24 protein-coding genes are annotated in these 26,429 nt (G+C 67.4%); 6 read left to right on the top strand and 18 right to left on the bottom strand.

Annotation, left to right across the window (positions count from 1 at the left end; all coding sequences use genetic code 11):
• Positions 1-4 precede the first annotated feature (4 nt).
• The gene (locus ACIG5A_RS26190; RefSeq protein WP_397244491.1) at positions 5-1,225 is read left to right on the top strand and encodes an MFS transporter; all 1,221 of its coding nucleotides are present in this window, start codon (positions 5-7) and stop codon (positions 1,223-1,225) included.
• A gap of 98 nt (positions 1,226-1,323) precedes the next feature.
• Here the strand turns inward: ACIG5A_RS26190 and ACIG5A_RS26185 are convergent, their stop codons facing one another.
• The gene (locus tag ACIG5A_RS26185; RefSeq protein ID WP_397244489.1) at positions 1,324-2,172 is read right to left on the bottom strand and encodes an alpha/beta fold hydrolase; all 849 of its coding nucleotides are present in this window, start codon (positions 2,170-2,172) and stop codon (positions 1,324-1,326) included.
• A gap of 153 nt (positions 2,173-2,325) precedes the next feature.
• On the opposite strand from ACIG5A_RS26185, the gene ACIG5A_RS26180 reads away from it, so the two are divergent.
• Complete coding sequence (locus tag ACIG5A_RS26180; protein ID WP_397244487.1) at positions 2,326-2,757, top strand: SRPBCC family protein; 432 nt, start codon at positions 2,326-2,328, stop codon at positions 2,755-2,757.
• Between the two features lie 12 nt (positions 2,758-2,769).
• On the opposite strand, the gene ACIG5A_RS26175 is transcribed toward ACIG5A_RS26180, so the two are convergent.
• Complete coding sequence (locus ACIG5A_RS26175) at positions 2,770-3,201, bottom strand: MarR family winged helix-turn-helix transcriptional regulator (protein WP_397244485.1); 432 nt, start codon at positions 3,199-3,201, stop codon at positions 2,770-2,772.
• 86 nt (positions 3,202-3,287) lie between these two features.
• On the opposite strand from ACIG5A_RS26175, the gene ACIG5A_RS26170 reads away from it, so the two are divergent.
• Complete coding sequence (locus ACIG5A_RS26170; protein WP_397244482.1) at positions 3,288-4,844, top strand: MFS transporter; 1,557 nt, start codon at positions 3,288-3,290, stop codon at positions 4,842-4,844.
• Positions 4,845-4,997: 153 nt separating this feature from the next.
• On the opposite strand, the gene ACIG5A_RS26165 is transcribed toward ACIG5A_RS26170, so the two are convergent.
• From ACIG5A_RS26165 to ACIG5A_RS26140, 6 genes are all read right to left on the bottom strand, one after another.
• A complete protein-coding gene (locus ACIG5A_RS26165) occupies positions 4,998-5,546 on the bottom strand; it encodes a YceI family protein (RefSeq protein WP_397244480.1) in 549 nt (182 codons plus the stop codon).
• Between the two features lie 74 nt (positions 5,547-5,620).
• A complete protein-coding gene (locus ACIG5A_RS26160; RefSeq protein ID WP_397244478.1) occupies positions 5,621-6,238 on the bottom strand; it encodes an FMN reductase in 618 nt (205 codons plus the stop codon).
• On the bottom strand, positions 6,235-7,323 hold the full coding sequence (locus ACIG5A_RS26155; RefSeq protein ID WP_397244476.1) for an LLM class flavin-dependent oxidoreductase: 1,089 nt from the start codon (positions 7,321-7,323) through the stop codon (positions 6,235-6,237). Before ACIG5A_RS26155 ends, ACIG5A_RS26160 begins: the two co-directional genes overlap by 4 nt.
• An 82-nt stretch (positions 7,324-7,405) precedes the next feature.
• Positions 7,406-8,134 (bottom strand): DUF3592 domain-containing protein, encoded by a 729-nt coding sequence (locus ACIG5A_RS26150; protein ID WP_397244474.1) that lies wholly within the window; start codon positions 8,132-8,134, stop codon positions 7,406-7,408.
• A 162-nt stretch (positions 8,135-8,296) separates the two neighbouring features.
• On the bottom strand, positions 8,297-9,832 hold the full coding sequence (locus tag ACIG5A_RS26145; RefSeq protein ID WP_397244472.1) for a DHA2 family efflux MFS transporter permease subunit: 1,536 nt from the start codon (positions 9,830-9,832) through the stop codon (positions 8,297-8,299).
• A 97-nt stretch (positions 9,833-9,929) separates the two neighbouring features.
• On the bottom strand, positions 9,930-11,222 hold the full coding sequence (locus ACIG5A_RS26140; protein ID WP_397244470.1) for a cytochrome P450: 1,293 nt from the start codon (positions 11,220-11,222) through the stop codon (positions 9,930-9,932).
• A 134-nt stretch (positions 11,223-11,356) separates the two neighbouring features.
• Here ACIG5A_RS26140 and ACIG5A_RS26135 point away from each other — a divergent pair, with 134 nt between their 5' ends.
• The gene (locus tag ACIG5A_RS26135; protein WP_397244468.1) at positions 11,357-11,974 is read left to right on the top strand and encodes a VOC family protein; all 618 of its coding nucleotides are present in this window, start codon (positions 11,357-11,359) and stop codon (positions 11,972-11,974) included.
• Between the two features lie 124 nt (positions 11,975-12,098).
• Positions 12,099-13,460: a S41 family peptidase gene (locus tag ACIG5A_RS26130; protein ID WP_397244466.1), complete on the top strand. Its 1,362-nt coding sequence runs from the start codon at positions 12,099-12,101 to the stop codon at positions 13,458-13,460.
• A 16-nt stretch (positions 13,461-13,476) separates the two neighbouring features.
• Here ACIG5A_RS26130 and car read toward each other — a convergent pair whose 3' ends face one another.
• Together car and ACIG5A_RS26120 are read right to left on the bottom strand one after the other, a co-directional pair.
• Positions 13,477-16,980, bottom strand: coding sequence for a carboxylic acid reductase (gene car, locus ACIG5A_RS26125; protein ID WP_397245902.1), 3,504 nt, complete (start codon positions 16,978-16,980; stop codon positions 13,477-13,479).
• Positions 16,981-17,087: 107 nt separating this feature from the next.
• A complete protein-coding gene (locus ACIG5A_RS26120; protein ID WP_397244464.1) occupies positions 17,088-17,588 on the bottom strand; it encodes an AAA family ATPase in 501 nt (166 codons plus the stop codon).
• 507 nt (positions 17,589-18,095) lie between these two features.
• Here ACIG5A_RS26120 and ACIG5A_RS26115 point away from each other — a divergent pair.
• Positions 18,096-19,271: a lipase family protein gene (locus ACIG5A_RS26115; RefSeq protein ID WP_397244461.1), complete on the top strand. Its 1,176-nt coding sequence runs from the start codon at positions 18,096-18,098 to the stop codon at positions 19,269-19,271.
• A gap of 127 nt (positions 19,272-19,398) precedes the next feature.
• Here the strand turns inward: ACIG5A_RS26115 and ACIG5A_RS26110 are convergent, their stop codons facing one another.
• From ACIG5A_RS26110 to ACIG5A_RS26075, 8 genes are all read right to left on the bottom strand, one after another.
• Positions 19,399-20,067 carry a hypothetical protein gene (locus ACIG5A_RS26110; RefSeq protein ID WP_397244459.1) on the bottom strand — a complete coding sequence of 223 codons (669 nt, stop codon included), beginning with the start codon at positions 20,065-20,067 and terminating at the stop codon, positions 19,399-19,401.
• A gap of 11 nt (positions 20,068-20,078) precedes the next feature.
• On the bottom strand, positions 20,079-20,825 hold the full coding sequence (locus ACIG5A_RS26105; RefSeq protein WP_397244457.1) for a serine/threonine-protein kinase: 747 nt from the start codon (positions 20,823-20,825) through the stop codon (positions 20,079-20,081).
• Between the two features lie 187 nt (positions 20,826-21,012).
• Positions 21,013-22,233 (bottom strand): cytochrome P450, encoded by a 1,221-nt coding sequence (locus ACIG5A_RS26100; RefSeq protein ID WP_397244455.1) that lies wholly within the window; start codon positions 22,231-22,233, stop codon positions 21,013-21,015.
• A gap of 10 nt (positions 22,234-22,243) precedes the next feature.
• Complete coding sequence (locus ACIG5A_RS26095; protein ID WP_397244453.1) at positions 22,244-23,488, bottom strand: cytochrome P450; 1,245 nt, start codon at positions 23,486-23,488, stop codon at positions 22,244-22,246.
• Positions 23,485-24,090 (bottom strand): GTP-binding protein, encoded by a 606-nt coding sequence (locus ACIG5A_RS26090; RefSeq protein ID WP_397244450.1) that lies wholly within the window; start codon positions 24,088-24,090, stop codon positions 23,485-23,487. The genes ACIG5A_RS26095 and ACIG5A_RS26090 overlap by 4 nt, the downstream gene beginning before the upstream one ends.
• Entirely contained in the window at positions 24,065-24,412 is a 348-nt protein-coding gene (locus ACIG5A_RS26085; RefSeq protein WP_397244448.1) for a DUF742 domain-containing protein, read from the bottom strand. Before ACIG5A_RS26085 ends, ACIG5A_RS26090 begins: the two co-directional genes overlap by 26 nt.
• 2 nt (positions 24,413-24,414) lie before the next feature.
• Complete coding sequence (locus ACIG5A_RS26080) at positions 24,415-24,825, bottom strand: roadblock/LC7 domain-containing protein (RefSeq protein ID WP_397244446.1); 411 nt, start codon at positions 24,823-24,825, stop codon at positions 24,415-24,417.
• On the bottom strand, positions 24,825-26,267 hold the full coding sequence (locus ACIG5A_RS26075) for an ATP-binding protein (RefSeq protein WP_397244443.1): 1,443 nt from the start codon (positions 26,265-26,267) through the stop codon (positions 24,825-24,827). The genes ACIG5A_RS26080 and ACIG5A_RS26075 overlap by 1 nt, the downstream gene beginning before the upstream one ends.
• Positions 26,268-26,429 lie beyond the last annotated feature (162 nt).

The following is a 26,429-nucleotide window of genomic DNA, read 5'->3' as shown; positions in this document are numbered from 1 at the left end:
GCGGATGGATGCCCGGGCGGCGCTGTGGGCGGTCCGCTTGATGTTCTTCCTCAACGGCGCCGGGTTCGCGACCTGGGCAGCGCGTACGCCGACGATCAAGGACCAGCTCGGTCTCGACGAAGCGGGTCTGGCCATCGCCTTCGCCGGAATGAATATCGGTGCGGTCGTCGGCCTTCAGCTCGGCAAGTACGTCACGCTGCGGTTCGGCAGTCGCGCCACACTGGTGGTCGCGATGCCGATGCTGTGCGTGATGCTGCTCGGGCTGCTGCTGGCGCGCGATCTGATCGGCCTGACGGTGGCGATGTTCAGCTACGCGATATTCAACAGCGTGGTCGACGTTTCGATGAACGCGCACGGCGTCGCGGTCGAGAAGGCGAGCGACCGGCCACTGCTGTCCGGCATGCACGCCTGCTTCAGCCTCGGGATGATCGGCGGCTCGCTGGGCGGCGCGGCCGCCGAACGCGCCCAGATCCCGCTCGCCGCACACTTTCTCGGCGTCAGCGTGCTCGCCGCGGCGGTCGGCCTGCTCGGCACCCGGCGATTGCTGCCGTCGGCGGTGGACCGCACCGTCGGCGAGCACACGCGGACCGGCCGCGGTGGATGGCGTTGGCCGACAAAGCTGTATCTGCTCGGCCTGCTCGCCTTCTGCGTGGCACTGGCCGAAGGCGCGGCCAACGACTGGACCGCGGTCTACCTACGCGACGAGACGCACGCCAGCGCCTCCACCGCCGCAGCAGGTTTCGCGCTCTTCGCCGGATCCATGTTCGCCGGCCGGCTACTCGGCGACCGGCTCATCCTCCGGTTCGGCCCGGTACGGCCGTTCCTCGTCGGCACCCTCACCGCCGCCATCGGGCTGGGCGCCGCCCTCCTGATCGGCGGCACCATCCCGGCGCTGATCGGCTTCGCCCTCTTCGGTTTCGGCATCTCCTACACCCTCCCCCTCGCCTTCGCGGCGACCGGCGCCGTCCCCGGCATCCCCCCGGCCCGAGCCATCGCGAACGTCTCCGCCATCGGCTACCTGGGCTTCTTCACCGGCCCCGTCCTCATCGGCGCCGCCGCCCACCACCAAACCCTCACCCTCGCCCTCACCATCCCCCTCCTCTTCCTCGTCCTGGCCGCCACCTGCGCCAACACTGTCCGCACCCCCGCCCCGGATCGGGAGCATTCCCGTTCTAGTGCAAAGGCTTCGGGCACATCCCCTTCCTCGGGGCCCACCACGACCTAGCAGCGCCACCGGACTGCCCACATCCGTCGAGCGCAGTCGAATGGCCCTGCGACACGCCGGAGCGAAAGGCCATTTGACTGCGCTCGACGGGCTTCGGGTCAGGGGGTGGTCCAGAAGGTGGTGAGGTCGGTGCAGACCTGGTGGGGGCGTTCCTCATTGGGGAGGTGGCCCGCGCCGGGGTAGACGGCGGTGCGGGCGTTGAGGTCTCGGGCGAATTGTTCGTGGATGGCCGGGGCCCAGAGGTCGCCGGTGTCGCCGTAGGCGATCAGGATCGGGAGGGCGCTGGCGCGCAGGGCGGCGGCGTCTTCGACGAGGGTCTCCATGATGCGCAGGATGCCGAGGAGGTTCGCCTTCTCGGTGGCCAGGATTCGGTTGTGCAGGAATTCGAGTTTCGCCGGAGGAACCGCGGCCAGTGCGTTCATCGCGCTGGACATCTGATCCCAGATGGCTTGCTGGCCACCGGCTTCGATCACCTGGGCGACCAATTGCGGTGGCGGGAAGTTGATATCGCGCACCGAGGACGGTCCCGAGGCGAGCAGGGTGAGGCTGCGGAACTTGCTCGAATCCGCCACGACGGCGGCGCGCGAGACGTAGCCGCCGAACGAATGACCAACCAGGTGAACGGGTTCGCCGTCCGCGACCTGATCGACGACACCGAGCAGATCGCTCGCGAAGCCGGTCAACGTGTAACCCGCCGGATCGTCGGATCCTTCCGACTGCCACTGCCCGCGCTGATCGTAAGCGACGCAACGGAATCCGGCCTGTGCGAGCAGCGGCAGCATCGCCTCGAAGTCTTCCTTCGAACCGGTGAATCCCGGTACGAGCACGGCGGTGCCGCGGGTGGCGGTCCCCGGCGGCGGGGCCGACACCCACCCGGCCAGCGCGCCCGCGCCCCCACGCAGGCTGAACGCAACGATCTCGGCGGTGTTCTCGGCGGCCTTACTCATCGACTTCCTTCCTCAGGGGTTGGCACGAGTGTGGCACTTCCACCGAGTAGTTGGTCGGCAATGTTATCTACTCGAGACCTCTCACGCGAATTCCCCTGCGCCACCGCACCATCACAGATAGGCAGAACCGTAGGTACCGGATACCATGCGCGAGTGGCAAAGCTGAAAGTCTCCGTCGACGTCCCCATCTCCCCCGAGGACGCGTGGACACACACCTCTAATCTCGCCGACCTCGGCAAGTGGCTCACCATGCACGAAGCCTGGCGCGGCGAGGTCCCCGCCGAACTCACCGTCGGCACCCAACTCGTCGGCGTCGCCACAGTGAAGGGCCTGCGCAACCGAGTCACCTGGACCGTCAAGGCCGCCGAGGCGCCCAAGCGACTGGAGCTGCGCGGCTCCGGCAAGGGCGGCACCAAGTTCGGCCTCGCACTCCTGGTGGCCCCCAAGGGTTCCGGCTCCGAAGTCACCGTCGACATCGAACTCGGCGGAGCCCCCCTCTTCGGCCCCATCGGCAACGGCGTCGCCCGCGCGGTGAAGGGCGACATCGAGCGCTCACTGGACAAGTTCGTCGCCCTGTACGCCTGAGCCGATCTCCGGTCAGCCGCAGGCTTCGGCGATGCCCTCCAGCCAGGCGCGGATCGCTTGGCGCTGAGGGGGATCCAGGTTGGCTTCCAGTTCGGATTCGCGGCGGGCTACGACACTGCGTGCTTCTTCCAGGCGTTGGCGGCCGGATTCGGTGACGTGGATCTGGTGGGTGCGGCGGTCGGTGGGGTGGGGGTGGCGTTCGATGAGGCCGTCGCGTTCGAGGCCCGCGAGCATTTCGTTGGCGGCCTGGCGGGTGCTCGCCACCTCGCGGGCGATGTCGGCGACCGACATGCCGGGGTGCGACGCGGTCATCATCAAAGTCGCGTATTGCGAGGTCGACAGGCCGAATTCCTTGAGCTCCTCGCCGATCGCCGACCGCATCTGCAGCCAGGCCTTGCGGACCATGAAGGTCAGCGAACCACCGTCCCGCCCAGTCGAACCCACAGCTCAGCCTCCTAGAGATTGACAGGTTCCTGACGATTGTGCACAGTTTAGTCGTCAGGTTCCTGCCAATCTTACCGAAGGTGTCCATGACTTCGTCCGTGACGCTGCCGAAATCCAGGCAGCGGTTGATCCTCGCCGTACTCATGCTGTCCAACCTGCTGATCTGGATGGACAACACCATCCTCAGCACCGTCTTCGAGACGCTCACCGACCCGGTCCGCGGGCTCGGCGCCAGCCCCGCCCAGCTGCAATGGGCCACCGGCTCCTACACGCTGGTCTTCGCCGCCTTGATGTTCACCGCGGGCGCACTCGGCGACCGCTTCGGCCACCGTGCCGTGCTCGCAACGGGTTTGGCGACATTCGCCGCCGCCTCGGTGTGGGCGGCATACGCGGGCGACGCGGGCCAGCTGATCGCCGCCCGCGCCGCGATGGGCGTCGGCAGCGCGCTGATCATGCCCGCCACCATGGCCATCCTCACCCTGACCTTCACCGGTCCGGCGCGGGCGACCGCGATCGGCATCTCCTCGGCCTCCGCCGGTGTCGGCATCGCGGCCGGTCCGCTCATCGCCGGACTCCTGCTCGACCATTTCTGGTGGGGCTCGGTCTTTCTCGTCAACGTGCCCGCCGTCGCGATCGGACTGGCGGGGGTCGCCGCGCTGATTCCCGATCTCCGCAGCCCGGTGCCTCGCCCACTGGATCCGGCCGGACTCCTGCTGTCGGTCAGTGGACTCGCCGCGCTGGCCTACGGATTGATCCGCGCCGGGCAGGTCGCCACTTGGACCCCGGTGGATGTCTGGGCACCGATCGTCGTCGGAATCGCGCTGCTGACCGTGTTCGTGATCGTCGAATTGCGCAGCCATCAGCCCAGTTTCGATCCACGACTGCTCGCCCAGCGGACGTTCGGCGGCGGCAATGTCGCGATCGGGCTGCTGCTGTTCGCCATGACCGCCGCTGGCTTCTACGGCGCCTTCTATCTGCAAGGCGCGCGCGGCTTTTCACCGCTGGAAGCCGGATTGGCCAGCTCCCCCGCCGCATTCGGCGCGATCATCGGCGGCCCGCTCGGCATCCGTCTGGTGCGCCGCTGGTCGCTGCGCCCGGTCACTGTGACCGCGCTGACCGTTTCGGCGCTGGCCATGGGCAGCTTCGCGTTCTTCGGGCTGCACACCGCGCTCATCTGGAACGAAATCGTGCTGACGATCCAAGGGCTCTCGATCGGCATCGTGATGGGCTCGGTCACCGCGGCACTGATGAGCACCTTGCCGTTGGAGCGGGCGGGCGCGGGTTCGGCCGTCACCAACACCGTGCGGCAGACCGGAAGCCTGCTCGGCATCGCGGTCGGTGGCACGATCATGTCGATCGCCTACCGACGCGGAATCGAAGGCTCGCTACACGATCTGCCCGACGCGACTCAGGACATGGCCAGGATCTCGGCGGAACAAGCACGCCATGCCGCCGCGGCCATCCATCGCCCCGACCTGGCAGGCGCCGCCGATGACGCGTTCATCCACGCCATGCACGTCGGCGCGGTCTGGACCATGCTGATCGCCCTTGCGGGTGCCGCAGTGCTGGCGATCGCCGTGCGCCCCAACCGAATTCCCATCGCATCGCAGCCGATCGACGTCCCGGAGCCGGCCGCATCATGACCACCAACTGACAACACGGAGGCCGGGCCGTACACGGCCCGGCCGACCCTGTGGCGTCGAGTCCAAGATCATCAGGAACTCACGTATTTCGCCACTCGCACGTTGCGTCCCGCAGTTCCTGATGATCTTGTCGCCGTCCAGGACGACCGAGGCTCAGGCCTGCTGGCCGACCTCGATCTCCAGGGTCAGGGTGATCTTGTCGCCGATGACGGTGCCGCCGTCGGGCAGCGGCATCTCGATGTCGATGCCGAAATCACGGCGGCTGATCACGGTCTTGGCCTCGAAGCCCGCGACCGGGCCGTGGCCCATACCCGGGTTGACGCCGAGGAATTCGACGTCGAGCGAGACCGGCTTGGTGTTGCCGCGGATGGTGAAGTCACCGTCGACCACGAAATCGTCACCGTTGACCCGGAATCCGGTGGACTTGAACGTGGCGACCGGGAAGTCCTCGGCGTGGAAGAAGTCGGCGGTGCGCAGGTGCGCATCGCGCTGCTCGTTGTCGGTGGTCACCGAGGCGACCCGGATCTCGGCCTCGGCCGAGGCGCTGCCATCCTCGTTGATGACGAGCTTGCCGCTGAAATCGGTGAAGCGGCCGCGCACCTTGCTGACCATCAGGTGCCGGACCGAGAACCCGAGCGTGGAGTGCGCGGGATCGATGACCCAGGTGCCTGCGGTCAGTGCGTTCTTGGTTTCGGTGGACATGAGATCTCCTCTTAGTAGTTAAACTTTCAATTATTGCGGCAGAGTGGTGCGACAGTGTCGACACCACCTGACGGTCAGGCCGAGCGCAGACCACCGAGCAATTGCTCGAAGGGCACAGCGTCACGGTACGGGTCCGCGGGACGAGCTGTCGATCGTCCGGCGAGAACTTCGGTGAATTCTTCCGCGGCGCGGGCGATTCGGCCGTTGAGACCGTCACCCGCGGACGCCCAGTCCTCGGTGGCGGCGTAGACCGAGGTCGGCACCACCACCGAGCGCAGATAGGTGAACATCGGGCGCACCGCGTGCTCGAGCGCGAGCGAATGGCGCGCGCTGCCGCCGGTGGCGCCGATCAGCACCGGCATCCCGGTCAGCGAATCCGGTTCCAGCACATCGAAGAATGTCTTGAACAGTCCGCTGTAGGAGGCGTTGAAGATGGGCGTCACCGTTATCATGCCGTCGGCGGCGACCACTCGATCGAGCACCGCACGCAACCCGGCCGACGGGAATCCGGTCACCAGGTTGTTAGCCAAATCGCCTGCGTGGTCCCGCAATTCGACAACATCGATCTCGGCCACCCGGCCGGTCGCGGCCAGCGCCGAAACGGTGCCCGCGGCAAGGCGATCGGCCAGCAGCCGTGTCGAGGACGGCTGCGAGAGCCCCGCCGAGATCACGGCGATCCGCGCGGCGGTCACGACGCGACCTCGACCTTCTGGGCGGCCAGCAGCGACGCATGGGTCGGCGCGTCCGGCACGTCGGCGGGGCGCAACGCGTCGAACTCCTTGCGCAACACGGGAACTACCTCCTCGCCGAGCAGATCCAGCTGCTCCAGCACGGTCTTCAGCGGCAGGCCCGCGTGGTCGATCAGGAACAGCTGCCGCTGATAGTCGCCGAACGATTCGCGGAACGTCAGCGTCTTCTCGATGACCTGCTGCGGGCTGCCGACGGTGAGCGGCGTCTGGTCGGTGAAATCCTCCAGCGACGGGCCGTGCCCGTAGACCGGTGCGTTGTCGAAGTACGGGCGGAATTCGCGCACGGCGTCCTGGGAGTTGTGGCGCATGAACACCTGACCGCCGAGTCCGACGATCGCCTGATCCGCCGCACCGTGGCCGTAGTGCTCGTAACGGCGCCGGTACAGCTCGATCAGCCGCTGGAAGTGCTCCTTCGGCCAGAAGATGTTGTTGGCGAAGAAGCCGTCACCGTAATACGCGGCCTGCTCGGCGATTTCGGGACTGCGGATCGAACCGTGCCAGACGAACGGCGCGACGCCGTCGAGCGGGCGCGGCGTGGAGGTGAACGACTGCAAGGGAGTCCGGAACTTGCCCTCCCAGTCGACGACGTCCTCGCGCCAGAGCCGGTGCAGCAGATGGTAGTTCTCGATGGCGAGCGCGATACCGTCACGAATGTCCTTGCCGAACCAGGGATATACCGGTCCGGTGTTGCCGCGCCCGAGCATCAGGTCGACCCGGCCGTCGGCCAGGTGCTGCAGCATGGCGAAGTCCTCGGCGATCTTCACCGGGTCGTTGGTGGTGATCAGCGTGGTCGAGGTGGACAGCTGGATGCGCTCGGTACGTGCCGCGATGTAGCCGAGCATGGTGGTCGGCGAGGACGGCACGAACGGCGGATTGTGGTGCTCGCCGGTGGCGAACACATCGAGGCCGACTTCCTCGGCCTTCTGCGCGATGGCCACCATGGCTTTGATGCGCTCGGCCTCGGAAGGGGTGCGACCGTTCGTCGGATCGGTGGTGACATCACCGACGGTGAAGATTCCGAACTGCACGAGACCCTCCTCGGGCTCACTTGGTTGATGTGGCAACCAGATGAACCACACGGCGGCCGTCACTATTCCGCCGTGACGCACGTCATAGCTCGACGGCGGGCTCCTCGGCGAACTCGACCACGCCGCGACTCGGATTCACCGAGTCGTACAGCACCTTGACGTGGGTGCGCCGCCGCAGTTCCGGGGTCGGATCGACCTTGAAGTCCTCGCTGTCGGCGGTGCACGTCCGCCCGGTCGGCGGGAACACCCAGAAGGCGCGCACGGTGTAATACAGCGTGGTGACCTCACCGGTGTCGAAATCCGTGCTCGTCCGCGGCACCACCTGGGTGTGTGCCACCGGCACCCAGATCTGATGCCCGTGCTCGCGCAACTGCCGACGCAACGCCGCCTTGTGCCGCGCGGAGACCAAGGCCACCAGGCTCAGCACCAGAATCAGCCCGCCGAATCCGGTGACGAACAGCGGTCCGGTCACATCCCGTCGCTGCTTGCCCACCCGCGCATCGGCCGGATTGTCCGGGTTGTAGGCCACGGTCACCAGATCCCCGACCTCGTCGTTCGGCCATGCCGCCTCCTTCTCCCCGGAGACGCGGTACTCCTTGCCGTCGTTGGCGGTGAATTTCACCTCCACCCGCCCCTCCGACCTGGCATCGGCCGCGACCACCGTCCCGTCCGCCCGTTCGGTGCGCTCCCCCTGCCCCGACGACGCCGTCCCGAGCACCCACCACGCGATACCGGCACCGAGTATCGCCAGCGAAATCCCGATCGCAACCGCCGTCGCCTTCAAGTGCGGATAAACCACCAGAACCTTCACGTCTCCCCCGACCTACTACCCATCGACTGTCACATATCTGATCGGCCGCGCACGCGCCCGCGTTTACCGAATCGCCGAAATTCATCCGACAACCGGCGCCACGAACGAATCCGGCGCCCACCGCGGGAAATACGGTGAGCGCCGGACGATTTCACGAACGCCCTAGTGGACGAGGATCGTGGCGTCGCTGTCGGCCGGGGTTTCCGACTTGCTTCGTGGCAGGAAGAACGCCGGGACCAAGGTCGCGACGATCAAGACCAGGGCCACGATGTAGGTGTGGCTGAATGCCGTTGCCGCCTGGCTCAATCCGGTTTCGAGGGCGCCGGGCGGTAGTTTCGCGGCGATCTCGGGATTGCTGGTGGCCGCCAGCGCGGGACCGGCCAGCGATTGATCCTTGATCAGGTTGGTCAGCACCACCGACATCGTCGCGGTGCCGATCGAACCGGCGGTCTGGTTGACGATATTCATCAGCGTCGAACCGCGAGCGACCTCCGAATGGGTCAGCGTCTGGATCGCGGCGGTCATGATCGGCATCATCGTGCAGCCCATACCGAGACCCATCACGAACAGGGCGGAGAGCATCATCGGATACGACGTGTCGGCCTTCAGCTGGATGAAGAACGCCGTGCCGACGCTGATCAGCACGACGCCGAACAGCACGATCTTGCCGGGACCGATCTTGTCGACCAACCGGCCCGCGATCGGCATCGTGAGCATCGCGCCGAGTCCCTGTGGCGCGATGAGCAGGCCCGCTGCCATCGCGGTTTCCCCGCGGACCTGCTGCAGATAGGTCGGCAGCAGCAATCCGGCGCCGAAGAAGGCGATCGCGAACAGCACCATGGTCAGCGTCGCGAAGGTCAGCGCCCGGTTGCGGAACAGATGCAGGTCGATCAGCGGATGCTCGGCCCGCAGCGCGTGGAACACGAACGCCACCAGCAGTACCAGACCGATGATCGCGGGAATCAGCACCTTGCCCGCCACGATCGTGCCCGCGTCGGGAATCGAGGACACGCCGTACAGGAACAGCGCCAGGCCGGGCGAGGCCAGCAGCATGCCGAGGAAGTCGAACGACTGCGACGGCTCCGGCTTGTCCGAGGGGAACACGATGAAGGCCAGCGCCAGTGCGATGATGCCGATCGGGAGGTTGATCAGGAAGATCCACCGCCAGCTGTAGCTGTCGATCAGCCAGCCGCCGAGGATCGGACCGCAGATCGGTCCGAGCAGCATCGGCACACCGAGCACCGCCATCACCCGGCCGACGCGGTGCGGACCGGCCGCGTGCGTCATGATCGTCATGCCGAGCGGCATCAGCATGCCGCCGCCGATTCCCTGGATCACGCGGAACCCGATGAGGGACTCGATATTCCACGCCATGCTGCACAGCAGGGAGCCGAGGACGAAGAAGGTGAGCGCCGCCATGTATAGACGCTTGGTGCCGAATCGGTCCGCCGCCCACCCGGTCAGCGGGATGACCGTGGCCAACGCCAACGTGTACCCGGTCATGGTCCATGCGGCCATCGGGTACGTCGCGCCGAACTCGTTCTGGAATTTGGGAATCGCGATGACGACGACGGTGATATCGAGGATCGACATGATGGCGCCGAGCACGACGACGCCCGCCACCTTGAAGACCGCCGCGTCCAGTTTGTCAGTCGTCGGATCAGGCCCTGCCGCCTGAATATCCGGAGGTTGTGTCACCGCTTAAGCCTCGCACCCGAAGCCCCGGAGTGCCAGGGAATTCCGGTTATTCGATTCATGCACCATTCGACGCGGTAACCAGCGGCGATATCCACGGTCACGCCCCGACCGTGGCAGGCAGGCCGGGGATTACCGGGATGTGGCGGTAGCCGCGGAGATTCACCAGTTCGCGGCGTTGTGCGGTGCCGGTGAGATGGAGGTCGGGGTAGCGGTCGTGCAGGGTGCGCAGGGCGATGGCGCCCTCCGTGCGGGCCAGGCTGGCGCCGAGGCAGGAGTGCACGCCGCCGCTGAACGACAGGTGGTCTCTGGCGTTGGCCCGGGTGATGTCGAATTCGTTGGGGGCGGTGAAGGTCCGGGGGTCGCGGTTGGCCGGGCCGAGCAGCAGCGCGAAGACCGAGCCCGCCGGTATGGCATGTCCGGCGATCTCGACGTCGCGTAGTGCGGTGCGCGAGGTCATCTGGACCGGGCTGTCGTAGCGCAGGATTTCCTCGATCGCGCCCGGCCAGCGCTGCGGATCGGCGCGCAGCAATGCCAGCTGGTCCGGATGCCGGTGCAGCAGCATGATGCCGTTGCCGATGAGGTTCACGGTGGTCTCGAAACCGGCGCCCGCCAATAGGGTCGCGGTCGACAGGAGCTCGCGCGTACTGAGCTCACCACCGGCGACGAGGTCGCTGAGAATGTTGTCGCCCGGTGCGGCGCGCAGCGTGTCCAGATGCTCCGTCAGCTCCGCCTGACTCATCCGCAGTGCGGCGAGTGCGTCGCGAAATGTCTTCCAGGAGATGCCGATATCGAGCAGCGGTGAGCCTGCCTCACCCAATTCGAGCATCAGCGCGCGTTTGTCCGCGGGCAGGCCGAGGATCTCGCAGATGATCGCGACCGGCAGTTGCAGCGCGAAATCGTCGATGAGATCGGCGTGTTCGCGCGAGCGCAGACCGGTCAGCAGCTCCTCGGTGACCTCGGCAATGCGGTCGTGCAGCCTGGCCACCGCGCGCGGGGTGAACGCCTGCGCGACGAGTTTGCGATAGCGGGTGTGCGCGGGCGGGTCGACCATCAGCATCGCGGGCGGCTCCACCGGACTCGCCAATTTCGGATCGGTCGCTCTGATCAGGTATCGGATCGGGGCGGGCAGGCTGACGATCTCCGGCGGCGTGATCCCGAAACTCTTGTCACGCAGGATGGTTCGGCAGATCTCATAGTCCGCGGTCGCCCACACCCGTGAGGTGTACACCAGGCGCCCGCGCGCCCTGAGCTCATCGCCGAGCGGATACGGATCCACACCGACACTCGGATCGGCGATGAACCGCGCGAGCGGATCCCCGCGCCTGGCGCCCCTGCGCAGCAATGCCCCTGGCGTGCCGTGCAATATCGCCCACCGAATCCAGGTCTTCATCCGTTTCCCCGCCTTCGACGCCGAGTTCACCGAACCCTAGAGCCGGAGGGCATATTCGCGCATCGTGCCGTGGTCGCAACCCACCTCCTACCCTGGCAGGAAGCGGGCGGGCCGAACTCGTCTATGGTCGCGGGATGAGCAGGTTGGATCATCTGGTGCTGGCCACTCCCGATCTACCGGGCATGGTGGATACGGTGACGCGACTGGTCGGTGTTGCGCCGGTGGCAGGCGGCAGGCACGTCGGGCTCGGCACGCGGAACTACCTGCTCGGACTCGGCGACGGTGGCTATCTGGAGATCATCGGCCCTGATCCGGAGCAGCCGGAACCGGAGCGGCCCAGGCCGTTCGGCATCGACCAGCTGACCGCGCCGCGGCTCGTGACCTGGGCCGTGCGGGTCACCGACATCGATGCGGTGGTGAGCGAGGCGCGTGCCGCGGGCTACGACCCCGGCGAGGTCGCGGAGATGAGCCGGGCGACACCGGACGGTCTGATCCTGCAGTGGCGGCTGACGTTCCCCCGCGGCGGCCACTCGGAGGTCGTGCCCTTCCTCATCGACTGGGGCGACACCACCCATCCGTCCGCGAACCTGCCGCGGGTGACACTGCGCTCGCTGGCGCTCGTGCACCCGGAGCCCGCGCTGGCTTCCGCTGACCTGCAAGCACTTCTGGTCGACCAGCCCGTCCAACCGGGCACCGGTCCGGCCCTGATCGCCGCCATCGAAGGCCCGACCGGCGCCGCGCTACTGCTCTGATCCCTCCGGGGGACTACTCCCCCGGCGCTCGCATCGTGCCGGGGTCCCACCCCGCCTCATACCCTGGTCGCGAATTGCGCACGCATGGTTGCCAAGCGGGTTGCCGCCGCGAAATGTGTGATGAATGATCCTGTGGCGCACGATAACCCGGAGCGGCATCGCGATACTCGCGACGGCCCTCACCGCCTCGGCCTGCGGATCGGACGGACCACGGGCCGACACCGAGCCGACCGGGTTCTGGCAGGTACAGGATTACGGATCGGTGGTGTCGATACACGGCGACAGCCTCGACACCTACGAGATCACCGAGGTCAGTTGCCTGCGGGCGGACAGCGGCACACGCGAGGGCGCGCCCGGCCGATATGCGTTGCCGGACAAGCAAGTCGCCACCGTGCGGGCCACCGGCGCCCCGGACCGGGCCCGGATGCACATCGACGGCGCGCCCGACGACCGCACCTTGATTCGCGTCCCCGGACTGCCGCCGATCTGCACCGACGGCAGCGTGCCCAGCGCCTTCGATGTCTTCTGGCAGACGTTCCAGGAGAACTACCCGTTCTTCGGTCCGAAAGGCATCGACTGGAACCAGGTTCGGGATCGCTACCGCGAACGCGCCATCGCCGCCGAGCGGAAGGGAGACAACGCCGAGCTGTTCGCCACCCTGCGCGATATGGTCACCCCGCTGCACGACGCCCACGTAATGCTCTACGACGGAAACGAATTCGCCGGCTCGCTGCGGCCGGGCACCGCCGATCCCCGCGCGCTCGACCAGCCGGCGAAGAGCCATATCCGACGACGTGACCTGAAAGACCGGCCGTTCGACGAATACGCCAACGGCCGTATCTCTTTCGCGCTACTGCCCGATCGCTCCGACTATGGCTATCTGCGGATCTCCGGCTTCAGCGGCTACGTCACCGACGGCGACTTCGCCGCCAACAGCGCCGAACTGAACCGCGCACTCGACAGCATCTTCACGCCGGACAGGAAGCTGCGCGGGCTGATCCTCGATCTGCGGGTCAACGGTGGCGGCTGGGACAGCCTCGGCCTGCAACTGGCCGCACGCCTCACCGACCGCCCGTACTTCGCCTACGCCAAGAAAACTCGCGGCACCGAACCGCAACCGCAGACCGTCCGGCCCGCGGCCACCGGCTACGCGGGACCGATCGCCATCCTGACGAGCGGCTCGACCATCAGCGCCGGGGAAACGTTCACCCAGGCGATGATGGAGCGCCCCGCACCGACCATCCGGATCGGACAGCCGACTCAGGGCGTGTACTCCGATGTGCTGTCGCGGAAATTGCCGGGCGCCGGGCGCGAGCAGTGGCTGTTCGGGCTGCCGAACGAGGTGTTCCTGACCTCGGATGGCCGCAGCTTCGACGGGCCCGGCATCGCGCCGCAGCTGACCGAACCGGTGTTCACCGACGAGGAATTCGCGCAGGATCGCGATGCCGCCTTCGACCGCGCGGTGGGCTGGCTCGCCCAGCAATGACCGGCTACGGCGGTGATCAGAGCAGGCCGCGCAAGCGCAGATCGGTGACGTACTTTTCGATGAGTTCCGGTGACAGGTGCGGGATCTCACCGTCGTCACCGATCCCCGCGGCCTGTACCGCTGCCTGAAAATGCTTGGCGGGCAGCGCGGATCCGGGAATCGCCGGGCCAGGCCCGCGATAGGCGTGCAGCAGCGGCAGCAGGGAATGCTGGCGCTGCTTTTCCGGCAGCCCGCGAATGGCGGTCTCGAAACGGCCGAACCATTCGCGATAGTCGTCGATGCGCCGCACCGGATGCCCCGCCTCGATCAGCCAGTCGACGAAGACGTCGAGCGAGATCCCGTCGTCGTGCGGATTGAGCACGTCGAAGGTCTGGAATCCCGCGGTGGCCCGCGCGCCGAGCACGGTGATCGCCTCGGCGGTGAAATCGGCCGGGAGACCGTCATAGTGGCCGCGCTGCCGGTTGCCGTCCGCGTCGGTCTCGTAGAACGACCCCGGCGCGATCCCGGTGGCGACCACGCTGAGCAGCAGGCGGGTGAACATATCCGGCAGGTTGAACTGCCCGGCGAAGCGACTGTGCGCCAGGATCATGTCGGAGCGGAACACCGCGACCGGCAGCCCGCACAGGTCGTGCGCCTCGCGCAGCAGTACCTCGCCCGCCCACTTGCTGGTGCCGTAGCCGTTGGCGTAGCTCTCGTCGATGACGCGCACCGGGCTGAGGTCGCGGATATCGCCGTCCTCGTCGAATACCGAGGGTTCGATCTGCGCGGCCACCGCGACGGTGGACAGATAGTTGATCGGCTTGAGCCGCGTGGTGAGCGCCAGCTGGACGAGTTCGGCGGTGCCGACCACATTCGGGCCGAACAGCTGGCTGTACGGCAGCACATGGTTGACCAGCGCGGCCGGATGCACGATCTGATCGACGGTGTCGGCCAGCCGATGCCACGTCGCGTCGTCGAGGCCGAGATTCGGCTCGCCGATATCACCGGGCAGCACCTCCAGGCTCCTGGACAGCTCCTCGAACCGCCGCAGGAGTTCGGGATCGCCGCTGTCGAACGCCGCGGCGAGGCGGCCACGCGCGCCGGCGGCGTCGCTGCCGCGCACCAGGCAGATCAGCGTGCCGCCGATCGCGTCGAGCCGCTCGAGCCAGGCCAGGCAGAGGAACCGGCCGAGGTAGCCGTTCGCGCCGGTCAGCAGGACGGTCCGGGCGGGCTCGCTCGCGCGGGGCAGCTCGGCCGCGCCGGCCAGGGTGCGCGCGTCGATGAACTTGTCCAGCGTGAGATCGGCGGCGCGCACGTGCGTGCCGTTACCGTGCACGGAGGTGACGGTCGGGCGCTTGGCGCCGGATTCACGTTGCGCTTCAATATAATTCGCCAACTGCGCGAGGTCGTTGGCCGGGCTGATGACGACCGAGACCGGCACCTCGACGCCGAACAGATCGTGCAGCAGCGTCGAAAACGACAGCGCCGAAAGGGAATCGCCGCCGAGATCGGTGAAGTGCGCGTCGGCGCGGACGTCGGTCGACGCGCAGCCGAGCAGCGCGGTCGCTGCCCTGCTCACCGTTTCGAGCACCGGCAGCCCGGCGGCTTCGCGCCGTAGCGCGAGCAGCTCGCTCGCCTGTTCCTCGGCGAGTTCGGTGTAGCGCTGCCGCAACCGCTCGCCGTAGCGCTCGGTGAGCTTGGGCCGCAGGTGTTTTCCGATACCGGACAGCAGACCGTTGGCCATGCTGAACGGCTCGGTCTCGATCAGGAAGTCGCGGGGAATCTCGTAGGAGTTCAGGCCCGCGTCCTTCGCGATGTGCTGTAGCGCTTCGCTCAGCGCCGATTTCAGCGCGGCGGGATCACCGGCGAGTGCCTCCTCGGCGGGCACGATCACCGCGAGCAGATAGGCGCGTTCGCTGCTGCCGTAGACGAAGATCTGCCGGATCAGCGGGCTGGTGACGAAGACCGACTCGAGGTGCGCGACGGCGACGAACTCGCCCTGGGACAGCTTCAGGACGTTGTTGCGCCGGTCGACGTACACCAGCCGGTCCGGCTCGAGCTCGGCCACGATGTCGCCGGTCTTGTAGAAGCCGTCGGCATCGAGGATCTCGGCGGTGATATCGGGCCGTTTGTAGTACCCGGGGATCATGGAGGTGGTCTTCAGCAGCAGTTCGCCGCGCGGATGCGGTTGATCGGTGCGGAAGTAGCCGAGTTCAGGGACGTCGACGAGTTTGTAATCGATCACCGGCGGGCGCCGCACCTGCGTATCGATGACCACGCTGCCGCCCGCCTCGGTCGAGCCGTAGGCGTCGTGCAGGTCGAGATCGAGGACCGATTCGACGAAGGCCTTCATCTCGGCCGCGATCGGCGCGCTGCCGCAGATGGCGGTCAGCAGCCTGCCGCCGAAGAAGTGCTGCCGCAGTTCGGCTTTCACCTCAGCTTCCAGCGCCACCGGGTCGACGCCCGGCCCTGACCGTCGATCCAGCTCCGTCTGATAGCGCTGGAATACCATGTCGCACACGCGCGGTACGAGGAACAGCTCGGTGGGGCGCACCAGGCCCATATCGTCGAACAGCGTGGAGATATCGCTCTCGGCCGTGAAATAGGCGGTGCCGCCGCGGGCGAGCAGACCCGTCAGCGACATGCGGCCCGCGACATGACTGAGCGGCATGTAGTTCAGGTTGATCCCGGCCACCGGCGGCGCGGCGAGCCAGATCGTGCGGACGAGGCGCTCGGTGTACATGGCGCCCTTGGGCGCTCCGGTACTGCCGGAGGTGTACATGAGCAACGTGAGGGGATCGTCATCCAGATCCGCGGCGAACAGGGGAGCGTGCGGCATCGCACGCCCGCGAGCGATCACGGTGTCGAGCGCTTCGAGGACGACCGGGCTGCCCGCGTCCGAAAGGCGTTGGCGCGCGGCCTCGAACACGTCGCGCTGATCGTCGTCGTCCGGGTGGTAGTCGAAGACAAGCAGCTTGTCCGGTGCCGGGCCGGTCAGGATCGCTTCCACGGCCCTGGCGAGGTTTTCGGCGCTGGCGGCCAGGACGCGCGGTTCCGTCTCCGCGATGATCGCCTGCCACTGCGGCACGCCCGCGCTCGCCTGCAGCGGGACGATGACCGCGCCGAGATGCACACACGCCAGATCGAGGGTGAGATAGTCAGCGCTGGTGAACCCGACGATAGCGATAAAGTCCCCGGCGTCGATCGGGCGCTCGCGATCGTGATGCCACGCGCCCGCGACCGCCTGGACGCGCTCCCACAGTTCGCCGTAGGTGATGGTGTCGAAATGCGGCAGCAGATGACGCGCACGCCGACCCGTCGCATCGGTGCGCAGCTCGAACGCCCGCTGGCCGACCGCGGGCCGACCGGCATAACCCTCCATGACGGTCCGCACGATCTGCGGCAGGCGCATACCGGGTTGTCGCACCGCCTCGACCACCGCGTCCAGTGGTCTGGCGTCGAGCACCTGCCGATCGTCGGCGTACAGCTCGGCGATACGCCGTTGGAGCCGCTCGTTCCGCGTTTCGATCGCCATGGTCAGCCTCCGTGGGTACATCGGGAACACCCGTACAGATGACACGCTGTCACAGGTAACAAGTTAGCGTGACTAAATATTCCACACTCGGTGGCGCCGTGGCAATGGTCACGTCACCGAGCGGCGGTGATATCGCGATGGATGCGCTCGACGATCTCGTCCGCACCCCAGCTCTCATCGATGCGCGTCTCCGCAGCGAACGACAGCGGCTGCCATCCGTGGAACCACAGCGCCATCTGCGACTCCGGGATGGTCGCCGCCTGCGGCCGCCCGGCATGGCGCCGCAGCGTCTCCTCGAAGGTCAGATCGAAGCTGTAGAACAGTGCCGTGCGCGCCGCCGCGGCCACCCGCTCCAGCATCGCGCCGTACCGGTCGGCATCGAGGATGCCCTCGACGATCACCACCAGCCCGCGCGAAAGACACAGTGCAGCAATGTGTTCGATCAACTCGACGGTGAAACCCCCTGGCGTGTCCGACTCCCGCATCATCTGCCGCCGCACCACATCCTGCGGAATCACCACGCAGCGCCCCCGCCGGAAGCGCCGCTGCACCGCCGCGGCCACCGTCGACTTCCCCGACGCCGAATTCCCCCTGATCACCACCACGGTGCTCACCGCGCGCCCCACCCTCGCCCCGATAGCAGGTTCCACAACACGCCAACTGTGTACACGATCCGCCCACACCCCGCACCGAATTCCCGCACACTCCCACCCGCGCGAACTCCGGTGTGTCACAAAATAAGTCGGCAAGCAAAGATCAAGTGGCGGTAGCGATCCGATGTCGATCGAACGCACAGGTGCGCCGCCTCGTTGTCGACCCGCGCACGGCCGCACAACGCCACCACCTCGGCACCGCGCTCTCCCGTCTCGCCGAGACCGTGCGGCGGGAGATCGCCGCCGGTCCCGCCCACTGAGGGAACGGCAGGCGGAGCCGCGCACGCACGCTGTGCGAACGACAGTCGACACGCCGGGTTCGCGGAGGGGCTCGGTGGCGTGGCGTCGGTAGGGTTCGGCGCGGAGTCGTTCGGGGGATTCGGTGCTGTGCTGACGGAAAGGGTGGAACGGGTGCGCCGGAAGACGGGCGGATCGACCGGAGGATTGTCCCGAGGAGTTCTCGTCGGTGTGATCGCATCGATGATCACCCTGGTCGGCGGATCACCTGCCACCGCAGAACCGGTATTTCCCACCGCCGATCCGTTCTACGACTATTCGGGCGAGCTCGCCGACGCGGGTCCCGGCACGATACTGCGTCAGCGCGCGATCTCGTTGCGCGTGGACGGCGTGCCGGTGCCTGCGGCGGCCGAACAGGTGCTGTATCGGACGACCGACGAATTGGGCAGGCCGAGCGCCACCGTCGCCACTATCGCGCGGCCGCTGGCGCCCGCTCCGACGCTGCGCATGGTTTCGTATCAGATGGCCTACGACGCTCTCGGCCCGCAGTGCCAGCCGTCGTACGCGCTCCAGGGCGGTGGCTCGCCCACCTCGCTCGCCGCGCTGGAGGCGAACATCGTCATGGCTTATCTCGCAAACGGATTCACCGTCGTACTCCCCGACTACGAGGGCGAAGGGCTCGCTTTCGCGGCCGGTCAGGAATCGGGCTACGCGACCATCGACGGTATCCGCGCCGCACTCCACTCACTCGCGGCGCCACCGACGACCCCGGTCGGCCTGGTCGGCTACTCGGGTGGCTCGATCGCCACGGAATTCGCCGCCGAACTCGCGCCGAGCTACGCGCCGGAACTGAATATCGTCGGCGCGGCGGCGGGCGGACCTCCGGTGTACCTGCCGCACAACCTCGACTATATCGACGGAAGCGCGAAGTGGGCCAGCGTCATTCCGTTCGCGTTCGTCGGCGTGAGCCGCGGCTTCGATTTCGATCCCGCACCGTATCTCTCCGATTACGGCGCCACCGTGCTCAGCGAGGTGGCAGGCACCTGCTTCGGCGACGTCGAGAAGCCGGGCCTCACCGTCGCGCAGATGCTCCGCCCCGCCAATCCGAGCTACCGCGACATCCCGCCACTGATGACAATTCTGGAGCGACTACGCATGGGCGCCAACGGAACTCCACGCGGACCGCTCCTGCTCGGCGTCGGCAACAGCGACGGCATCGGCGACGGCGTCATGGTCGCCGCCGACGTCCGCGCCCTCGCCGCCGACTACTGCGCCCGGGGCCTCACCGTCCAATTTCGCGAATACAGCGGCCTCGACCACACCGGTGCCATCGCCCCCTTCGCCGCCGACGCCCTGGCCTACATCACCGCCCGCCTCGACAACCAGCCACCCCCGAACACTTGCTAGGGCCGAAGAGATCGCCATACCGCCGAGCGCAGTCGAATGGACCTCAACTACGGCGTGTCGCAGGGCCATTCGACTGCGCTCGCGGGTGCTGGTCTCGAGAACGGGGCCACGACCAGAGCAATGCCGATCATGGCCGGGTGCTGTCTTGGCGAATATTCGGGGTGGTGATGACCAGAGGTGTCGCGACGCAGCCCGCGACGATCGCGACGATCGCGAGATCCAGCAGAGGCCAGAACCCTTTCGGCAGATAGTTACTCGCTACGTGTAGCAGCGGGACATTACTCTCGGGGTAGATATCGGCATAGGGTGTCGTGGTGATGGCGAGGATCAGACCGGTGATCGGGGCGGCGAGCATGCCGATGGCGGTCATCCAGAGCAGTAAGTGTCGAAGCGGCGCCGCTCGCGTGGACGCCTCGAGAGCTTGTTTCGCCAGCTGACGGCGCGCGAGCGCAGAGCTGATCGCGAACGCACTCGATGCCAGCAGCATCAGGCCGACGAAGGTCCAGATCGCATGTCCGCGAAGGTCGTTGGAGTTGGTGTTCTCGACTCTGTTGAGGCTGTACAACACACTGCCGATGCCCCCCGCTATCGCGAAGGTGAGGACGACCGTACCCAGGACCGCCCGGGTCGCAACGACCTCGGCCTCGGCGGCGCCGGATGATTCGGGCACCGGCGCGGCCTGAATAGCGGGTGGCGCCGGTACAGGGGTAGCTCGCTGATGCTCGAAGAGGACCTCGGCGGTGGCCTCGGCGAAGGCCGTGCAGCTGGGGTAGCGATCGGCGGGCTTCTTGGCCATGGCGGTCGCGACTACGGCATCGAGCCGGCCGGGCAGTTCGCGGTGGATCGCGGATGGCCGCGGCGCGGGATCACCGAGGTGGGCCGCGATGACCGCGGCTTGATCGCGGTACGGAAAAGGTTTTCGGCCAGTGAGTAATTCGTAGAACGTGCAGCCGAGAGAGTAGACGTCGGCGCGTGCGTCGAGCGGCTCGCCACGGAAGCGCTCGGGGCGGTGTACGCGATCGTCGCCACCACTCCCGTCGTGGTCGTGCTGTCGTCGAGCGCGCGGGCGATGCCGAAATCGGTGACCAGCACGTGTTCGCCGCCCTCGACATCTCGTTCGATGAGCAGGTTGGCCGGTTTCACGTCGCGGTGCACGATGCCGTGCCGATGAGCGTGGTCGAGGCCGCGAGCCGCACCGGTAATGATCTGGACGGCGTGATGGACGTCGAGTCCGTTTGCCCGGCTTGCGATCAGGGCCGCGATATCGCCGCCGTCGACGTACTTCATCGACAGCCACAACCCTGGACTGCCGGCACCGTTGCGGTCGTAGACGGTGACGATGTTCGGGTGGTCGAGCCGGGCCGCCAGTTCGGCCTCCTGCTCGAATCGATACCGCACCCGCGGGTCATCGGCCAACGCCTCGTCGAGAACCTTCAGCGCGATCAAACGTTTCAGTCTGGGATGGCGGGCCAGGTATACCCGCCCCATGCCACCGGCACCGAGCTGTCGCTCGATGATGTAGCCCTCGAATTCCGATCCTGGCTGTAAGCGCACCCCCGCCACCGCCTTTCGGGCACAGCGAACCGAGCACTGCCGGTAAAGCCACGAGCCCCCTATTGCTACCACTACCGCGGCCGACTCGGCGGTGGTCCGAGGTCACTTTCCGGTAGCAAACTGCATCGCCGGGTCGAAAACGCCGAACGCCCCGCTCGCGATGAGCGGGGCGTTCACACGTAACTGTCTACTCCCCCAGGTGCACGGGCAGTCGCGCGTGACCGTTGGAGATGAAGCTGACCACGCTGCCGAGTTCCGACGGGTCGGCGGCCAGGCGCATCTTCGGGAAGCGCTTGAAGATGGCGGGCAGTGCCACCGCGGCCTCGAGGCGGGCAAGCGGTGCGCCGAGGCAGTGGTGGACGCCGTGACCGAAGGCCAAGTGCTCCTTGCTGATTCGGGTCACGTCGAATTCGTCGGCGGTCGCGCCGTGCAGCTTCGGATCGCGGTTGGCTGCGGCGTAGGACGCCAGAATCGGGTCGCCCTTGGCGATCCGGATGCCGTCCAGCTCGATATCGTCGGCGGCGAAACGCAGCGGCAGATGCGCGACGGGCGCCTCGAAGCGCAGCGCCTCCTCGATCAGATCCGCCCAGCCCGCCTTGCCGTCGAGTATCGCGGCCAACTGCTCGGGGCGGGTCAGCAGCGCGAAGATGGCCTGATCCAACAGGTTCACGGTAGTTTCGTGGCCCGCGCTGATCACCAGCAGCAGGGTGTCGACGAGTTCCTGCTCGGTCAGCTGCGAGCCGTCGTCCTCGTCGCGGTGCGAGATCAGCAGGCTGGTCATGTCGTCGCCCGGCTGCTCGCGCCGGAACGCGACGAGCTCACCGAGGATGCCGTACATCCGCATGTAGTTGGCCTGCGACTCCTCCGGGCTCAGCGAGGTGTCGAAGATCCCGTCGACGCATTGGCGCAGACCGGGATTCAGCGATTCCGGCACCCCCATCAGCTCGGAGATCACCTGGATCGGCAGCGGATACGCGTAACCCTCACGCAGGTCGACGGTGTCGCCCGGCGCCGCGGCGAGTTCGGTGAGCAGGTTCTCGGTGATCGCCTCGATCATCGGCCGCATCGCCTCGGTGCGGCGATGGGTGAACGCGGGGGCGACCAGTTTGCGCAGCCGCCGGTGCTCGGTGCCGTAGGCGGTGAACATGTTGTTGACCGCGACCCAGAGGAACAACGGCCAATCCTGCGGCACTTCACCATTGATGAACGCGGGCCAGTGCTGACTGGCGGACTTGGACACCCGCGGATCGATGAGCAACTTCTTCAGCAGTTCGGCATCGGTGACGGACCAGGCCTTCACCCCACCGGGCAGTTCGACCAGGGTGACCGGTCCGCGCTCGCGAATACGCGCGGACTCGCCCTGAATGTCGGTACCGGTGAGGTCGAGGACCAGGGGCTGGCTGTCCATCGGTTTCTCCTTAATACACGTTCAGCGGTGGTGATTTCGGAAATGTGACCGGTAAGGCCACCAATGCGCGGTGGAACGGACCCGGCCGCCAGTCCAGCTGGTCGGGCACGACGCCGAGCGCGAGTTCGGGTAGCGCGTCGAGCAATTGGTCGATGGCGTCCTGAACGATCAGGTACGCCACCGACTTGGCGGGGCAGGCGTGCGGCCCGACACTCCAGGCCAGGTGTGAGCGGTTGTCGGTGTACTCCCCGGCATTGATCGCCGGATCGTTGTTGCAGCCGGCCATGCTGATGACCACCGGCTGATGGGCGGGCAGCCAGATATCGTCGATCAGGATCGGCTGCTTGGGATAGCTGACGCAGTAGTTCGCCATCGGCGGGTCGGTGAACAGCACCTCGTCGAGCGCGTCGCGAGTGGAAAGGCTGCCGCCCAACACATTTCCGGCGAACCGGTCGTCGGTGAGCATCAGCAGCAGTGTGTTGACGATCAGGTTCTGCTGCGGCTCGATGCCCGCGCCGTACAGGGTGACCAGCTGGTGGATCATCTCCACGTCGTCGAGCCGCGCGGAGTGTGCGAGCAGTCGTGAGGTGATGTCGTCACCGGGCTGCGCCCGCTTGAGCGTGACCAGCTCGAACAGCGCGTCGGTGAGCATCGCGTTGCCCTTGTCCGCGTTCACCCCCTCGAAGATCGCCGCCATGCCGGTGGCCACCTGCTGGCCGATATCGGGCGGGCAGCCGAGCATGGCGTTGAGCACGGCGAAGGTGAGGGGAAAGGCGTACTGGCTGATCAGATCCGCCGCACCGTCGGCGCAGAAGGCGTTGATCAGCGGGATGGCGATCTGCTCGACGGTGGCGTGCAGCGCGTGCAGATCGATCTCACCGATGCTCGCGGTATTGGCCTGCCGGTAGCGGGTGTGGTCGAGGCCTGCGCTGCGCAACGCGTTCGGGCGCCACTCCAGCATCGGCAGGATGGGGCACTCACCGGGGACGCCCTTCTGCCAGGTGCGCGGGTCGGCCGGGAAGTGCTCGGGATCGTTGAGAATCTTGACGGCGGCGTGGTAGCCGATCACCAAGGTGGCCGGTACTCCCGGTGAGAGGTCGACCGGCACCAATGCGCCGTAGCGAGAACGCATCTCGCGATAGGCCCGGTGCGGATCGGCGGCGAACTCCTCGGAATACAGGGCGATGCGTGGACCATCGGTGTCGATCGGCGAACCGTGCGCGACCGGGCAGCGGGACGACGCGGGCGTGGTCAAAGACGAGCCTCCAGACGGTGGGACAGGAATTCGACGAGCGTGATCAACGACCGCAGACAGGTGCCGCGATCGCGGGCATCCAATGCGGTCAGCGGGGTGTCCTGGGTGAGGTCCAGCGCATCGCGAACCTCTTCCAGCGGATACTGTTTGGCGCCTTCGAACTGGTTGACCGCCACCGAGTAGGCCACGCCGCGCTCCTCCAGCACGGACAGCACCTCGTCGGCCTTCTCGATGCGGCGGGTGTCGACGAGCACGAGCGCGCCGAGCGCGCCGCGGGCCAGTTCCTCCCACAGCGGCACGAACCGGCGCTGCCCCGGCGTACCGAACAGGTACAGCGCGAGTTTCGGGCTGAGCGTGATGCGGCCGAAGTCCATCGCGACGGTCGTGGTGGATTTGCCGGGCAGCCCGGCCATATCGTCCACGCCGACGCTGGCCTCGGTGATGGTCTCCTCGGTGCGCAGCGGCTTGATCTCGGAGATGCTCTGCACGAACGTCGTCTTGCCGACTCCGAAATTGCCTGCCACCAACAGCTTCACCGAGCGGGTGACGGTCTCCGGCACATACTCGACGGCGCGGTCAGACGGCGAGAGCACGGAGCCCATTGAGTACCTCTTCCAGCAGGGCGATATCCGGCAGCGTCTCGGCCGGCGTTGGGGTGGTGAGGGTTTCGCTGTCGAGCAGGTCGGCGACGACGATCTTCACCACCGACGGCGGCAGGTCGAGGTACGCCGCGATCTCCGCGATCGACAGCGCGCCCTTGCGGCACACCTCGATGACCCGGCGCGCGTCCGGGCTCACCCCCGGTGCCGGGTCTTTCGCGGCGACGACCAGGGTGACCAGGTCGAGCTCGCGGGTGGGACGCGAACGTCCTCCGGTGCGCACATACGCCCGGACCAGATCCGGATCGCGTCGGGGCCTGGTCACGGCTAGTCGATTCGCACGCGGGGCTGGCTGCCGAGTTCGTGCCCGACCCGGGCCGCGAGCTCGTTCATCCGATGTGCGATCAGGCCGATATCGGTATCGCTGTGGGTGGCGACGCCGAGCAGCGCGCCCGCACCGGCCGCGGTGATCAGGATCATGCCCTCGTCGTACTCGGTCATGTTCTGCCGCACCGTATTTCCCGCACCGCCGCAGAATTCGCCGAGTGCCTTGCCGAGCGAGCGCAGCCCGGACGCGGCGGCGGCGAAGCGCTCGGCGTCGTCCTTGGCGACGCCCGCCGAATGCGCGATCCGCAGGCCGTCGTCGGACAGCAGCACCGCGAACCGGACGCCGGGGATCTCGAGATCCTCTAGTAGCCAGCCCAGCTTGTTGCTGCTGTCGGTCACCGGTGTGCCCATCAGGAGCTCATCCCTTCGCCATTGTCGGATGCGGTTGTAGCTGTGTCGGCGGCAGCGCGGCCGCTCTTGGAGCCGGTGTGCCAGGCGGCCGCGATATCGGGGCGGGCCAGCCCCGGCTCGGTCGCCGGGCCGTGCGCCCTCGCGGCCGGTACCGGAGCCACCGGCCTGCGGCGGCGCTTGGGCAGGCCGCCGTCGGTGATCTCGTGGAGGGCGAATTCCTTTTCCTCGACCACGTTTTCGCGCGCGGCGCGCACCGGCACCAGTTCCGGCGCCGGTGGCGGCGCGGCAGGCGCGGGCTGTTCCGCGGGTGCCGCGGGCGCGGCGACCTCGGCGCTCGGCTGCGGCGTGACGAGCAGTGCCTCCGGGATGTACACCATCGCGCGCATACCCCCGTAGGCGTTGGGTCCATCGATGTAGACGGTGAACCCGTAGCGGCGGGCCAGCGCGGCCACGCCGGGAAAACCGACCTTGGGCGACGGGCCGAGCTGGTGGATGTCGACCGGGCGCTCGTTGGCGAGCACCTGCCGCGCCTCCTCCATCTGCTCGGCGTTCATCCGCACGCCCGCGTCGTCGATGATGACGGTGACGCCGTGATGTCCCTCTTGGAAGCTGACGTCGACGTAGGAGGTCGGCGGTGAGTAGCGCAGTGCGTTGTCGAGCAGGGTCGCGAGCGTGTGGACCAGCGGTTCCACCGCGCGGGCGATCACGACGCGGTCGAGCTGGTTGGGCCGTACCCGCAGATAGTCGCGGACGCGGCCGATGGCGCCGCCGATCACGTCGGTCAGCGACTGCGCGGGCCAGCGGCGGCCGGGCAGGCCGCCGGAGACGATCACATAGGACTGCGCCTGGCGGATCATCTGCTGGACGGTGTGGTCGATGCGGGTCAGCGTCGCGTAGACCTCGTCGCCGCGATGCTCGCGCAGTGCCGCGCTGACCACCTGGCCGACGTCGGCGCCGAGGCTGACCACCGAGGTGCCGAAGGAACGGACGGCGGCGCTCGTCGCCTCGCGCGACGCGGCGCTCACCTTGGTGCGCACCACCTCTTCGGCGGCCGCGATCGCCTGCTTGGCGCGCTCTTCGGCCTCGCGGTTGGTGCGGTCTCTGGTGTCGACCTGCAGCAGGCGTAGGTCGTCGGCGTAACGCTCGGCGATCCACCGCAGCATCTGGGCGAAGCGGGAATCGGGCAGGCCGGCGGGCAGATCCAAGGCGGGCGCCTCGAAGCGCCTGACCGCCTCGGCCACCGTCGGCAGCGTGGTCACCGCGAGATGTTCGAGTGCTTCTTCACGCGCCCGCTGATCGTTGGTGAGCGCCTCGATCTGCTCGGTCAGCTCGTCGATCTTTGCCTGCCGCGCGCGCACCGCCACGACCGCGTACCACGCCGCGGCAAGGACGAGCACGATGGCAAGGATCCAGGAAAGTAGCACGGCGATATCTAGATTCATCAGTTCTCTCGTCGTCGACTGGCTCGAGGATCGCCCGGCGGCCCGGCCGGATCGCGAACGGCGTCGACGCATCGGCGATGCGGACTGCCTTGTGCCACAGAGCTACGTCTCACCTTCCTCGCGACGCCGACCATGCTCGACTCTGGCCGGATAAGGTACGTG

Origin of the sequence: Nocardia sp. NPDC052566, from assembly GCF_044547285.1 — a bacterium.
Taxonomy (GTDB): domain Bacteria; phylum Actinomycetota; class Actinomycetes; order Mycobacteriales; family Mycobacteriaceae; genus Nocardia.
This window is presented reverse-complemented; position numbering and strand designations above follow the sequence as displayed.

Coding starts and splice junctions, on each gene's coding strand:
- ACIG5A_RS26090 (WP_397244450.1), bottom strand. CDS start 24,090: ATGGGCTCCGTGCTCTCGCCGTCTGACCGCGCCGTCGAGTATGTGCCG.
- ACIG5A_RS26140 (WP_397244470.1), bottom strand. CDS start 11,222: ATGAAGACCTGGATTCGGTGGGCGATATTGCACGGCACGCCAGGGGCA.
- ACIG5A_RS26185 (WP_397244489.1), bottom strand. CDS start 2,172: ATGAGTAAGGCCGCCGAGAACACCGCCGAGATCGTTGCGTTCAGCCTG.
- ACIG5A_RS26110 (WP_397244459.1), bottom strand. CDS start 20,067: ATGGCCAAGAAGCCCGCCGATCGCTACCCCAGCTGCACGGCCTTCGCC.
- ACIG5A_RS26165 (WP_397244480.1), bottom strand. CDS start 5,546: ATGTCCACCGAAACCAAGAACGCACTGACCGCAGGCACCTGGGTCATC.
- ACIG5A_RS26190 (WP_397244491.1), top strand. CDS start 5: ATGGATGCCCGGGCGGCGCTGTGGGCGGTCCGCTTGATGTTCTTCCTC.
- ACIG5A_RS26075 (WP_397244443.1), bottom strand. CDS start 26,267: ATGAATCTAGATATCGCCGTGCTACTTTCCTGGATCCTTGCCATCGTG.
- ACIG5A_RS26135 (WP_397244468.1), top strand. CDS start 11,357: ATGAGCAGGTTGGATCATCTGGTGCTGGCCACTCCCGATCTACCGGGC.
- ACIG5A_RS26080 (WP_397244446.1), bottom strand. CDS start 24,825: ATGGGCACACCGGTGACCGACAGCAGCAACAAGCTGGGCTGGCTACTA.
- ACIG5A_RS26100 (WP_397244455.1), bottom strand. CDS start 22,233: ATGGACAGCCAGCCCCTGGTCCTCGACCTCACCGGTACCGACATTCAG.
- ACIG5A_RS26130 (WP_397244466.1), top strand. CDS start 12,099: ATGATCCTGTGGCGCACGATAACCCGGAGCGGCATCGCGATACTCGCG.
- ACIG5A_RS26170 (WP_397244482.1), top strand. CDS start 3,288: ATGACTTCGTCCGTGACGCTGCCGAAATCCAGGCAGCGGTTGATCCTC.